The organism is Haploplasma axanthum, from assembly GCF_900660745.1.
Taxonomy (GTDB): Bacteria; Bacillota_I; Bacilli_A; order Acholeplasmatales; family Acholeplasmataceae; genus Haploplasma; species Haploplasma axanthum.
This window is the reverse complement of sequence record NZ_LR215048.1, coordinates 1,339,571-1,352,731: the sequence shown is the minus strand read 5'-3', so window position 1 is coordinate 1,352,731 and position 13,161 is coordinate 1,339,571. Positions and strand designations below refer to the sequence as shown.

Sequence of the window (13,161 nt, the reverse complement as noted above, 5' to 3'; positions counted from 1 at the left end):
AAAGCGTTTTCAATAGGGAGTAATAAATATTATACACTTTTAATTTAATAAGTCAAATGAGAAGATATAGAATAATTTGACTTATTTGTTTAAATCAAGTAAAATTGATTAGGAATAAATTTAGGAGTGATTTTATGGATTGTCCAAGTTGTGGATTTGAATATACATATGAAGAAGATAATATGATTGTATGTTCTGCATGTCAATATAAATGGGAAAAAGAGTCGGATGTTAAAAGTGTTTTAGATGCTAATGGTAATAAATTATATGATGGTGACTCAGTAATTATCATTAAGGATTTAAAAGTTAAAGGAAGTAGTGACTCTTTAAAACAAGGTACTAAAGTTAATAGTATAAGAATTGTTGATGGAGATCACAATATTGATTGTAGAATACCAGGATTTGGAAATATGAGTTTAAAATCTGAATTTGTTAAGAAAGCGTAAGTGAAAATATGGATGATTTAAGTTTTGATAAGAAGAGAAAAATAGTTTTACGATTACTTGGCTATGGACTATTAATTATTGGAATGATTCTAGCAATATATTCTTTATTGAATTTTTTTGATGTATTCAATGGGTTTATTGAAAAAGATACAATTGTACAAAAAACAAATGCTGAAACAATTAGTAGCGTAACATTTATTGTTACATTTATAGGTTTTTTACTGTTAATAGTTGGAAGTTTCTTTTTAAAGTTTGGTTATGATGGAACATCTAAGAAATTCATTCATAATGAGAATGATAATATTAAAAAAGCTTCCGAATCAATAAATTATATTTTAAGTAGGAAAGAAAATAAGTAATAAACAACAGCATTGCACTGTTGTTTTTTTTAAAAAGCAGATATGTTATAATTAAAACAAAAATATTTGATTTTATAATGATTTACTTTTTTGCTTTTTCATGGAAAGGAAATTAATGAAAATTACACACCAAATTGATATAAACTTGTTTATGATTTTCTGTATAATTATTTTACTAATAATTGCTAAATTTACTTTAGATAAGAAAAATATTCTAACAAAAACCTTTTTTTCAATGGCAATAATAACATTAACACAATTATCTCTTGAATCGATTGCAACAGTTTTGGATGGTGCTCCAGGAAAAATAATTGGTCCCTTGTTATACTTTATATATATTGTTATGTTTATACTATCAATTTTTTTATCATTGTATTGGTATTTAATAATGAAAAGATTTTTTAAAATTAAAAATGATGTATATAAGACTATTGAAAAAATATTATTTGTCATACAACTGATAAATATCATTGTTATTATTTTAACTCCATTAACAAAAGCTGTATTTTATATTGATAGTAATAATATGTATAATAGAGGTAAATTATTTATAAATCAAACATTTGCTATTTATTATTATCCAATATTTGCAACTATCATTCTGTTGGTAGAAAGAAAAAAACTTGAATCAAATGATTTTGTATTATTACTTTTATCAATGTGTATCCCTGTTATTGGTGGTATTGCACAAGCAATTTTTTATGGATATTTAATAATTTGGCCAACAACTGCATTTTCCCTTATACTTACATATATATTTATTAAACAAAAAATGATCCAATATGATGCCCTTACTGGAGTATGGAATCGTGGTTCATTATTTGAATATGTTAAGCAAAGATTTAATCTTGATGAGAAAAATATTTTTGGTGCGCTTTATTTTGATATTGATTGTTTAAAACAAATCAACGATCAATATGGACATAGTGCTGGAGATAGAGCAATTGTTGAAATAACTGTAATCATTAAAAAGATTGTTGGAAATAATGTTGTTGCTAGACTTGGTGGTGATGAATTTATTAGTATATTAGATGTTGCTACTAATGAAGAATTAAATGTGTATAGTACAAAAATAAAAGAAGAGATTAATGAATTTAATAAAAAGAATATTCTTCCATATTTAATAACAGTATCAATTGGTGGAGATATATTTGATAGTAAGTTTAAAAATTTTGATAATTTCCTACATCATATTGATATTCTAATGTATCAAGATAAATCATTAAATCATCGCGAAATTAATAAATAGCTTTCAAAGGCTATTTTTTATTTCCAACAATTTAGCACATAATACTTGACAGTGCCAAACTAATATAGTAAAATAATCGTAGCAAACAGATATGATGAGTGCCAAAGAGGTGAAAAGGATGTTAACAAGTCGCCAAAAGTTAATCTTAAAAGCAATAATTGAACAATATGTTGAAGACGCTCAACCAGTTGGATCAAAGCTATTAACAGAAATGCCTTACCTTAATTACTCAAGTGCTACCATTAGATATGATATGGCACGATTAGAAGAATTAGGTTATTTGGAAAAAACCCATACATCAAGTGGACGTATTCCATCACAAAAAGGATATCGTTATTATGTTAATAACTTGGTTACTAGAGATAGTGATGTTATTGATGATTTTCCGCTAGTTGATGAAATATTAACAAAACATAGTTATTCAAGAAAACTTGCTGTTGAAGAAGCAATTAATTTACTAAGTGACTTAACAAAATATACAGCTCTTGCTGTAGGACCTGCAAATTTAGGAGTAAAAATTAAGAAAATTGATTTTATTCCGGTTGCAAATAATGAAGCAGTAATTTTAATTGTTACTGATCATGGTCATGTTCAACATCAAAATATTAATATTCCTGATGGTATGAAAATAGATGATTTAAAAGAAGTTATTAAAACATTAGATGAATTGTTACATAATCGCCAATTGGATGAAGCTAGTGAGATTCTGAAAAATGAATTTGCTAAAACACAAATATCTTCATTCATGGAGTATCAAAATCAATTGTTTGAATCATTTATTAATGCATTTTCTAAGTTTGCTGAAGATAATTTCTATCTATCGGGTATTACAAATGTTTTTGATCAACCTGAATTTACTAATATAAATCATGTTAAAAACTTTGTAAATATGTTAGATCGAAGAGAAATAGTGAAACTTATCGGTGGTAATGATGGTTTAACTGTTACCTTTGGAAGTGAAATTGAATTAAAAACAATGGAAAACTTCAGTATCATTTCGATACCATATAGTATCAATGAACAAGAAAAAGGAACAATAGCCGTTTTAGGACCAACAAGAATGGAATATTCAAAAGTAATACCGCTATTAGAGTATATAGCATCAAATTTAGGAAAATTATACAGGAAGTAGGTGGATTTAGTGGATGAAAAGGACATAAATAATAAAGAAGAAATAGACTTAAATGAAACTAAAGTAAAAGAAGAAACAAAAGAAGATAAGAAACAAGCTAAAAAGCATAAAAAAGATAATTTAGAAATTGAAAAACTAACTGAGGAAGTTAAGTTATATAAAGAAAGTTATCTTAAAAGTTTGGCAGAATTAGAAAACTTTAAAAAACGTATGAACGAAGAAAAAATTAGAGATCGTAAGTACGCGGCTTCAAATTTAATTACTGATTTATTGATGCCGCTTGACCAATTAAAAAAAGTTGTTGAAATGGAAACAACAGATGACAAATTAAAAAACTTTTTAATTGGCTTTAAAATGATTAATGATAAAATCTTTGATGTTTTAAAAGATGATGGATTAAATGAGATTAAATCTTTAAATGAAAAGTTTGATCCTAATTATCATTATGCAGTTGAAAAAGAAAATAATAAAGAAAAAGAAAATGGAATTGTAATAGAAGTTATCCAAAATGGATATATGTATAAAGATCGAATATTAAGACCTGCAATGGTTAAAGTAAATGAATGGAGTGAAAATAACAATGAGTAAAACTACAAATAAAATTATAGGAATTGACTTAGGTACTACAAACTCTGTAGTATCAGTAATGGATGGTGGAGAAGCTAAGGTTATACCTAATGCTGAAGGTGGAAGAACTACTCCATCAGTTATCGCTTTTAAAGGAAACGATATTTCAGTTGGTGAAGTTGCAAAAAGACAACAAATAACTAACCCTAATACTGTTTCATCAATTAAGAGACATATGGGTGAAAAAAACTATACTGTTGATATTGAAGGTAAAAAATATACACCTGAACAACTATCAGCAATCATTCTTCAAAATTTAAAGAAAACAGCTGAAGACTATTTAGGCGCTAAAGTAACAGAAGCAGTTATTACTGTTCCAGCATACTTTAACGATGCACAAAGACAAGCAACAGCAGATGCTGGTAAAATTGCTGGTTTAAATGTAAGAAGAATAATTAACGAACCAACAGCTGCAGCATTAGCATATGGTATTGATAAAGTTGATCAAGAACAAACTATCTTAGTATTTGACTTAGGTGGTGGTACATTCGACGTTTCAATCTTAAAACTTGCTGATGGTACATTTGATGTTATTTCAACTGCTGGAGATAATAAACTAGGTGGAGATGACTTTGATGATGCAGTTGTACATTATCTTGTTGCTGAATTCAAGAAAGAACAAGCAATTGATTTATCAAAAGATAAAATGGCAATGCAAAGATTAAAAGATGCTGCTGAAAAAGCTAAAAAAGAATTAAGTGGTGTAACAAGTACACAAATCTCATTACCATTTATTAGTATGGGTAGTGCTGGTCCAGTTCACTTCGAATTAACTCTTACAAGAGCTAAGTTTGATGAATTAACACACTCATTAGTTGAACGTGCTAAACTTCCAGTAAGACAAGCATTAAAAGATGCTAAGATGAGTACTAGTGATATTGATCAAGTATTATTAGTAGGTGGTTCAACAAGAATCCCAGCCGTACAAGAATTAGTTAAAAAAGAATTAGGTAAAGAACCAAATAGAAGTGTTAACCCTGATGAAGTAGTTGCTATGGGAGCTGCAATTCAAGGTGGAGTATTAGCTGGTGATGTTAAAGACGTATTATTATTAGACGTAACACCATTATCACTTGGTATTGAAACATTAGGTGGAGTATTTACAAAATTAATTGAAAGAAATACAACAATCCCAACTTCAAAATCACAAGTATTCTCAACTGCTGCTGATAATCAACCTGCTGTAGATATTCATGTATTACAAGGTGAAAGATCAATGGCTGCTGATAACAAGACTTTAGGAAGATTCCAATTAACAGATATTCCTGCGGCACCACGTGGTATTCCACAAATTGAAGTTACATTCGATATTGACTCAAATGGTATTGTATCAGTAAAAGCAAAAGATTTAGGAACTAATAAGGAACAAAAAATCACTATTTCTGGTGGTGGCGGATTGTCAGATGCTGAAATAGATAAAATGGTTAAAGAAGCTGAAGAAATGGCTGATGCAGATGCTAAAAAACGTGAAGAAGCTGATGCTAGAAATGAAGCTTCAAACTTAATCTTCCAAACTAAGAAAGCAATTGATGATTTAGGTGCTGAGGTAACTGAAGAACAAAAATCAAATATTGAAAATAAAATTAAAGATTTAGAAGAAGCATTAAACGGAACTGATGTTGAAGCAATTAAAGAAAAGAAACAAACACTTGAAAAAGATGCTCAAGAAATAGCAATTAAAGCATACGAAAAAGCCCAAAAAGAACATGAAGCAAATAATGCGGATGCTGAAAACAAAGAAGATAACGAAAAAACAAATACTGTAGATGCAGAGTTTGATGAAAAATAAAAAAGATAGGGGCAAATCGCCCCTAACTTTATTACAGGAGTTGTAAGATGGCTAATAAAAGAGATTATTATGAGGTCCTTGGAGTTGAAAAAACAGCAGCTAAGGATGAAATAGATAAAGCATACCGCAAAAAAGCAAAACAATATCACCCAGATGTTTCTAAAGAAGAAAATGCAGAAGAAAAATTTAAAGAAGTTCAAGAAGCATATGAAACACTAAGTGATCAAAATAAAAGAGCTGCATATGATCAATATGGTCATGCTGGTAATCCATTTGGACAAGGCGGATCAAGTGGCTTTGGCGGTGGATTCGAAGGATTTAGTGGCTTTGGTGGATTTGGTGACATCTTTAGTGACTTATTTGGTGGTGGAAGACAGCAACGTCAAGAAGCATATAATGGACCACAACGTGGATCAGATATTGAAAAATATATGACAATAGATTTTATGGAAGCAGCACTTGGAACTAAGAAAACCGTGAAAGTTGAAGTAGAAGAAGATTGTCCTGATTGTAAAGGTACTGGAGCTAAGAGTAAAGATGATATTAAAACATGTTCTCACTGTCAAGGTAAGGGTTATGTTAATGTTGATCAAAGAACAATTCTTGGAACAATGAGAAGTCAACAAACTTGTTCAGTATGTGGTGGTACAGGAAAAGAAATCAAAAATAAATGTACAACATGTGGTGGTATAGGTAGAGTTAAAGTTTCTAAGACTGTCGAAGTAAATATTCCAGCAGGAATAGATAATAATATGACATTACGTGTTGCAGGATACGGTAATGGTGGAATTAAAGGTGGACCACATGGTGATTTATTAATCACATTTAGAGTAAGACCTCATAAAGTCTTTGAACGTCGAGAAGATGATATTTATCTAAATGTTCCAATAAGCTTTACTGAAGCAGCACTTGGAACTACTAAAGATGTTCCAACTATTTATGGTGAAGTATCACTTAAAATTCCAGCAGGAATTGAACCAGGAACACAATTACGTATGCGTGAAAAAGGTGTTGCATCTGTTAGATCTAAACGTAAAGGTGACCAATTTGTTATTGTTGAAGTTAAAGCACCTAAAAAGCTTTCTCCAAAAGAAAAGAAATTATATGAAGAGTTAGCTGAGCTTGAACAAAAAGAAAATGATTCTATGTGGACTAAGTTTAAAAACTTATTCAAATAAAATATGGTTTATAAAGTGGGATGATGAATCCCATTTTATTATTTTAGTGGTATAATAAGTTTAAATAGGAGAATGATTTTATGATATTAGTTAAACATAATAATGAAGGAAATTTAAAACCATATTTTTATTGGGCACTAGAAGAGTATATTTTAAAAAATGTTTTAAAAGATGATGAAGCTTATTTTTTTACTTGGAAAATTAAAGGTGTTGTGATTGGTAAGAATCAAGTACTTGAAAATGAAGTTAATCTTGATTACTTAAAAAGCAATGGTATTGAAGTATTTAGAAGACCAACTGGTGGTGGTGCTGTATACGCAGATGAGAATAATACTATGTATACAATGATTACTAAAAAAACCAATAATTTTTCATTTAAACCATATTTAGAACTTGTTATTGAGGCTATAAAAAAACTTGGATTAGAAATAACGTTTAGTGGTAGAAACGATTTATTATATGAAGGTAAAAAAATAAGTGGAGTGGCTTTCTTACAAAATAAATATGGAGTTTTAATTCATGGAACTTTTATGTATGATGTTGATGTTGAAACCATGATTAGAACGATAACTCCAAACAATGAAAAACTTATATCTAAAGGAATTGATAGTGTAAGAAGTCGAGTTGCGAACTTGAAACCACATTTGAACGGTCTATCAGAAAATGAACTCATTAGACATTTAGAAAAAGAAATAACAACGAAAGAATATATTTTATCAGCAGATGAAATATCAATAATTAATGAAATGTCTAAGAAATATGAATCAGATGATTGGCGATACAGAATCCAACCAGCATATACGAAGAAACTTACTAAAAAAATAGCTGGAGGATTGTTTGACATTCAACTTGATTTAAATCATGGAATAATTGAAAAGATTAAGATTAATGGTGATTTTTTTGATTTATTACCTATCGAAATTTTAGAAAAAGCATTAACAAATATTCCGTATAAAAAAGAAGATATTATTTCAGCAATTGACAAGGTTAATGTTGAACAAATTATCTTAGATATTAAAAAAAGTGAAATAATTGATTTATTGGTTTCAGGAATAGTCTAATATCGTTAAAAAAACTTATTATATTTGACTATGTTGCTAATAATTTGATAAAATAAGAATAGGTGGAAAGGTGGGAGAACATAATGGAAAACAGAATTAAGATAATGAAAAAGTATTTTCGTAAATTAAAAGGTAAAGAAAATAATAAAGTTGAAGGTCTAATAAATGAGACAACAACAAGAGCGCTTGAAAGAGCGAAGAAAGTATTATGTATTGAAAATCACAAAGTTTCAAAACCTTTAGTGATTTCAGCACCAAATCTAAATCATAGTAGTAAACTAAAATTTAGAGTGACGGAAGTTAATAAGGAACACCGTATTGATTATAATAATGCAATTCTAACAACAATTTTCTTTGATGAAAATACATTGTTTTATCATAAAGCAGAAGTTAACTATATTACAGGTCATGTTGATGTTGATTTTGCTGGTGTGATTAAATTAAATGATATTAAACACTTACAAGTTAAAATTGATTATGACGATCCTAAAGAACCAAAAGTTTCAAATTTGACATTAAGATTAGATCTAACTGGTGGTAATTCAATTGCTTTTTCACTGAGAGATCATTTCTTATTTGATGGATATAATTATCCAGATGTTTTAACAGAAAAAGAAAGATTAGTTATTCAAACAATTCAAAAAGCAATTCGTTTGTAAAAATGACCCTTTTAGGGTTGTTTTTTTAAACTTTTGTTTGACAAATGCAACACAAATTTGTATAATAGCATAGGTGGATAAAATGAAAATATATACATCACAAATCGACGGAATAATAAAAATTGATAAATACTTCGATTTTTCAAATTTAATCGATAAAAAGAATGATATTCTAGAAATAGGAGAATGTCATGTAACAGGTTCTATAATTCCTGGATATGAAGAATTAGATTTAAATATTGACGTTAATGTTGATTTAGTTCTTGCAAGCTCAAGATCATTAAAACCTGTTAATCATCATTTAAGTTTTAATTTGGCTTTAAACTTTGGCAATGGTAAAGAAGCAGATTTTGTACTTTCTAATGAAATTGATTTAGAAGAAATAGTTTTTGCTCATATTTTATTAGAGAAACCATTAACAATCTTTTTACCAGATGAAAAACCAAAAGATGAAGAAGAAGAGAAAGGTATTAATCCAGCTTTTAAAGAATTAAAAGATTGGAAAATATAGGAGGTGACATAAATGGCAGTTCCATTTAGAAGAACGGGTAAAACAGCGAAAAGAAAACGTCGTACTCACCAAAAGTTACAAGCACCAACATTAGTTGTATGCCCACAAACAGGTGAATTTACTTTACCACACCGTGTAACACCAAATAGTGGTTATTACAAGGGTCAACTTGTTTTAGAGAAAAAAGAATCTAAAAAATAAGATGAAAGAAAAAGCACAGAGGTGCTTTTTTCTTTCTTTGGTATGATATAATTAATATTGCGAGGTATTTAAATATGAAACATGTGACAGTATTACTTAATGAGGCAATTGAATATTTAAACATCAAAAAAGATGGAATATATGTTGATGGTACACTAGGTGGTGCTGGACATAGTGAACTTATTTTAAAGAATTTAAGTGCAGGTCATTTATATGCTTTTGATCAAGACTTGTATGCGATTGATGTTGCAAGTAAAAAGTTAGAATCATATTCTAATAAAACGATAATTCATGATAATTTTGCTAACATGAAAAAACGATTAAATGAACTTGGAATTTCAAAAGTAGATGGTATTTTACTTGACTTAGGAATGTCATCATTTCAAATTGATGATGAATCAAGAGGATTTACATATTTGAAAGATGCAAAACTTGATATGCGTATGAATCAAGAAAGTAGTTTAACAGCTGAAGAAATGGTTAATACTTATGATAAAGATGAACTTGCAAAAATATTCTTTAAATATGGTGATGAAGAGAATAGTTATAAAATTGTTAATGAAATAATTAGAAGAAGACCATTAAAGACTACCTCTGATTTGGTTGCCATATGTGATAAAATTAATTTTAAAAGAAAAGGTCATTCGTCTAAAAAAGTTTTCCAAGCATTAAGAATTGCTGTTAATAATGAAATCGGTGTTTTAGAACAATTATTAAATGATTCTGTTGAATTATTAAATGATCAAGGTAGAATTGTTATTATTACTTTCCATTCATTAGAAGATCGGATTGTTAAGCATTTCTTTAAAGAAAAATCGGAAATAAATGTTCCTAAAAACTTACCATTAATTAATATTCCTAAAATGGATTTAGAGATAGTTACAAAAAAACCGGTATATCCTAGTGATGAAGAATTAGAAAATAATTCAAGAAGTAAATCAGCTAAGATGAGAGTTGCAAAAAAAATAGATGCCTAATTAGCATCTTTATTTTTCGCTCCAATAATTATTCTGATGTATTCTAAGTCGTAACCTTCAAGTTTCGGATGTTTACTAATAAATTCGAAAATATCTGGATCATTAATCTCTGTAATTTCTTCAGTATCCTTTAAACTAATATGGATATGACTTTCGTTACTGTGTCCGGGATTATCCATTGCTAAATCATAATATTTTCTGTTTCCAATGTATAATTCAACGACAACTTTTTCTTTGACTAAAAACTCTAAATTATTGTAAATAGAGGCAACGTTATTATAACCTCTCTTAAAAAGTTCTTTTTGAATTTCTTTAAATGTTAAATGTTGGTTTTCTAATATTTCAATCATAGCGATACGGTTATTAGTTAATCTATGACCCATACCTCTGATTTTATCGTAATATTTCTCTTTGATATCCATTTTGGTACTCCTTTTAGTCTTATCTATAAAGATTATAACAAGCATATCAACAAAAAAGAAGTGAAATACTCTAAATAGTCTTATTATAATGTATTATAATAAAAAGTGATATAATATTAATGGTGGTTATATGATAAATATAGTTTATGGAGGTTCGTTTAATCCTCCAACAAAAGCGCATTATGAAATAGTAAAGAAATTATTGAATGAGTTTAGAGATTCTAAAGTTATTATTGTTCCTGTTGGAGATACATATTTCAAAAAAGAATTAATTGATTTTAAAATTAGGAAAGAAATGTTAAAAATAGTTTTTAATACTAATCCTAATGTTGAAATTAATGATATTGAGTATTATAAACCTTTTGATGGAACCTTAAAAACTCTTTTGAGTCTAGAACAAGTTTATGAAAATCTTCATCTTGTTATTGGTGCAGATAATTTAGTGAATTTTGATAAGTGGATTAATTATGAAGAAATATTAAAAAAATATCCATTAATAATTATTAAAAGAAATAAACAAGATGTAAATGAATTAATTAAAAAATATCTATATTTAAAACCGAAGTATCAAGTGATTGAATTTAACAATGAAGCTAATTCAACAGCAATCAGAAATAATGTTCATGAACATAAAGACTGGTTAGATAGAAATGTATATCAATATATAAAAGATAATGAATTATATGGAGCGTGAAATAATGTATAAAAATGGTTTCTTAAAAGTAATGACTGCAACTCCAAAAATAATTGCAGGAGATATTAAAAATAATGAACAAGAGATTTTAAATGTTTTAAATAACACTGATGCTAGTGTTGTTGTTTTTCCTGAGTTAACATTAACTGGGTATACAACATCTGATCTTTTTTACCAAGAACGTACATTAGATGAAGCACTTGATTCACTAAGATTAATATTGAAAAATAATAAACATGAGGGTATTGCTGCAATTGGAATACCATTAGATATTAAAGGTGGTTTATTTAATGTTGCTGCAATAATTCAAAAAAATGAAGTCTTAGGAATTGTTCCAAAATACTTTTTACCAAACAATCAAGAATTTCAAGAAAAAAGATGGTTCTTATCTGGACATGAAGCAAATTTTAATGTTGTAAAGCTTTTTGGAAAAGAAGTACCATTTGGAAGTATTATTTTTATTGAAGAAGAGAAAAAGGTTGCTATTGGAGTTGAAATTTGTCAAGATTTATGGAGTATTAAAACACCTGCAGATGATTTAGCAATGGCAGGAGCAAATATAATTTTAAATCTTTCGGCTTCAACAGAACTTATAAACAAAGATAGTATTAGAAGACATGCTGTCTTAGACCATTCAAGAAAACAAATGGCTGCATACCTATATACAACAACAGGAATGTTTGAATCAAGCTCTGAAGCGTTATTTAGCTCACATAAAATGATTGCTAGCTTGGGTGAAATGGTATCAGAAAGTGAAAGTGTTAGTTTTGAAGCAGATGAATTAATAGCAGATATTAATGTTACAATGATTAACTATCGTAGAAGACAAGATAGTAATTATCGAGAGAGTATTTTTAAAAATGAAATAAAGTACCACGAAGTTAATTTTACATTAAAAGAGAATAATAATTTTTATTTCTCGAATAAAGTAAATCAGAAACCTTTTGTACCTGAGAAGAAAGAATTAGAAAAGACATATAATATTCTAACAGCTAGTCTAATAAAAAAACTTTCAACTCTACCAGTAGATAGTAGAAAAATTATTTTGGGATTATCTGGAGGATTAGATTCAGCGCATGCTTTAATAATAGCGTATAATGCGTTTAAAATGATGAATCTACCATTAGCAGATTTATATGCAGTTATTTTACCGGCACATGCATCAACTTCTAAGAGTATGCTTGATGCTGAAGAACTTGCTAAAGGTTTAGGATTAGAGCCTTTAGTAATTAATATTGAAGAAAGTGTTAATAAACATTTGAAAGAGATTAATCATGATACAAAAGATGTAACATTTGAAAATGCTCAAGCAAGAATGAGAACACTTGTTTTAATGGATTTAGCAAATAAATACAAAGGAATTGTTTTAGGTACTGGTGACTTGTCAGAAATAGCATTAGGATTTATGACTTATAATGGTGATCAGATGAGTATGTATGGAATTAACTCTGGTTTACCAAAAACATTAATTCAAGCATTAATTACATATTATTCAAATAATAAATATAAACATATAAAAGATGTTTTAACAAGAATTGTTGAAAAGAAAATTTCACCTGAATTATTAGATGGTCAAGAGTCAGAAGCAATGATTGGGACATATTTAATAAATGATTTTATTATGCACTATCATTTAAATTCAGGATTAGATGAACCAAAACTTATTTGGTTAGTAGAGAAGGTATTTACTCTTTCAAATTCAGAAGCAACGACTTATGTAAATCGTTTTATAAAACGATTCTATAGTCAACAATTTAAAAGAACAACAATGCCAGAAGGACCAAAACTATTTGATTTAAGCTTATCTCCAAGAATATCATATAGGATGCCTTCAGATATAGTAAGAAAGTGATGAA

At 28.3% G+C, this 13,161-nt stretch carries 15 protein-coding genes; 14 read left to right on the top strand and 1 reads right to left on the bottom strand.

The window, feature by feature from the left end:
• Positions 1–134 precede the first annotated feature (134 nt).
• From EXC62_RS06325 to rsmH, 12 genes are all read left to right on the top strand, one after another.
• Positions 135–446, top strand: a complete 312-nt coding sequence (locus EXC62_RS06325; RefSeq protein ID WP_035375923.1) for a zinc ribbon domain-containing protein YjdM — start codon at positions 135–137, stop codon at positions 444–446.
• 8 nt (positions 447–454) lie between these two features.
• A complete protein-coding gene (locus EXC62_RS06320) occupies positions 455–805 on the top strand; it encodes a hypothetical protein (RefSeq protein WP_026391151.1) in 351 nt (116 codons plus the stop codon).
• 115 nt (positions 806–920) lie between these two features.
• Entirely contained in the window at positions 921–2,054 is a 1,134-nt protein-coding gene (locus EXC62_RS06315; RefSeq protein WP_026391150.1) for a GGDEF domain-containing protein, read from the top strand.
• A gap of 118 nt (positions 2,055–2,172) precedes the next feature.
• Entirely contained in the window at positions 2,173–3,186 is a 1,014-nt protein-coding gene (hrcA, locus tag EXC62_RS06310) for a heat-inducible transcriptional repressor HrcA (RefSeq protein WP_026391149.1), read from the top strand.
• A gap of 9 nt (positions 3,187–3,195) precedes the next feature.
• Entirely contained in the window at positions 3,196–3,774 is a 579-nt protein-coding gene (grpE, locus tag EXC62_RS06305; protein WP_035375921.1) for a nucleotide exchange factor GrpE, read from the top strand.
• Entirely contained in the window at positions 3,767–5,602 is a 1,836-nt protein-coding gene (dnaK, locus tag EXC62_RS06300) for a molecular chaperone DnaK (protein ID WP_026391148.1), read from the top strand. The genes grpE and dnaK overlap by 8 nt, the downstream gene beginning before the upstream one ends.
• A gap of 47 nt (positions 5,603–5,649) precedes the next feature.
• Positions 5,650–6,780 (top strand): molecular chaperone DnaJ, encoded by a 1,131-nt coding sequence (gene dnaJ, locus EXC62_RS06295; RefSeq protein WP_026391147.1) that lies wholly within the window; start codon positions 5,650–5,652, stop codon positions 6,778–6,780.
• A gap of 80 nt (positions 6,781–6,860) precedes the next feature.
• Positions 6,861–7,841, top strand: a complete 981-nt coding sequence (locus EXC62_RS06290; protein WP_026391146.1) for a lipoate--protein ligase — start codon at positions 6,861–6,863, stop codon at positions 7,839–7,841.
• Positions 7,842–7,924: 83 nt separating this feature from the next.
• The gene (locus EXC62_RS06285; RefSeq protein WP_026391145.1) at positions 7,925–8,500 is read left to right on the top strand and encodes a hypothetical protein; all 576 of its coding nucleotides are present in this window, start codon (positions 7,925–7,927) and stop codon (positions 8,498–8,500) included.
• Between the two features lie 82 nt (positions 8,501–8,582).
• Positions 8,583–9,011 (top strand): YceD family protein, encoded by a 429-nt coding sequence (locus EXC62_RS06280; protein WP_026391144.1) that lies wholly within the window; start codon positions 8,583–8,585, stop codon positions 9,009–9,011.
• A 12-nt stretch (positions 9,012–9,023) separates the two neighbouring features.
• Complete coding sequence (rpmF, locus tag EXC62_RS06275) at positions 9,024–9,212, top strand: 50S ribosomal protein L32 (RefSeq protein ID WP_026391143.1); 189 nt, start codon at positions 9,024–9,026, stop codon at positions 9,210–9,212.
• Between the two features lie 74 nt (positions 9,213–9,286).
• Positions 9,287–10,189 (top strand): 16S rRNA (cytosine(1402)-N(4))-methyltransferase RsmH, encoded by a 903-nt coding sequence (gene rsmH, locus EXC62_RS06270; protein WP_026391142.1) that lies wholly within the window; start codon positions 9,287–9,289, stop codon positions 10,187–10,189.
• Here the strand turns inward: rsmH and EXC62_RS06265 are convergent.
• Positions 10,186–10,611 carry a Fur family transcriptional regulator gene (locus EXC62_RS06265; protein ID WP_026391141.1) on the bottom strand — a complete coding sequence of 142 codons (426 nt, stop codon included), beginning with the start codon at positions 10,609–10,611 and terminating at the stop codon, positions 10,186–10,188. The genes rsmH and EXC62_RS06265 overlap by 4 nt on opposite strands.
• Positions 10,612–10,741: 130 nt before the next feature.
• On the opposite strand from EXC62_RS06265, the gene nadD reads away from it, so the two are divergent.
• Together nadD and EXC62_RS06255 are read left to right on the top strand one after the other, a co-directional pair.
• On the top strand, positions 10,742–11,305 hold the full coding sequence (gene nadD / locus EXC62_RS06260) for a nicotinate (nicotinamide) nucleotide adenylyltransferase (RefSeq protein ID WP_162140323.1): 564 nt from the start codon (positions 10,742–10,744) through the stop codon (positions 11,303–11,305).
• Positions 11,306–11,309: 4 nt separating this feature from the next.
• Complete coding sequence (locus tag EXC62_RS06255; protein WP_162140322.1) at positions 11,310–13,157, top strand: NAD(+) synthase; 1,848 nt, start codon at positions 11,310–11,312, stop codon at positions 13,155–13,157.
• The last annotated feature ends 4 nt before the right edge of the window (positions 13,158–13,161 follow it).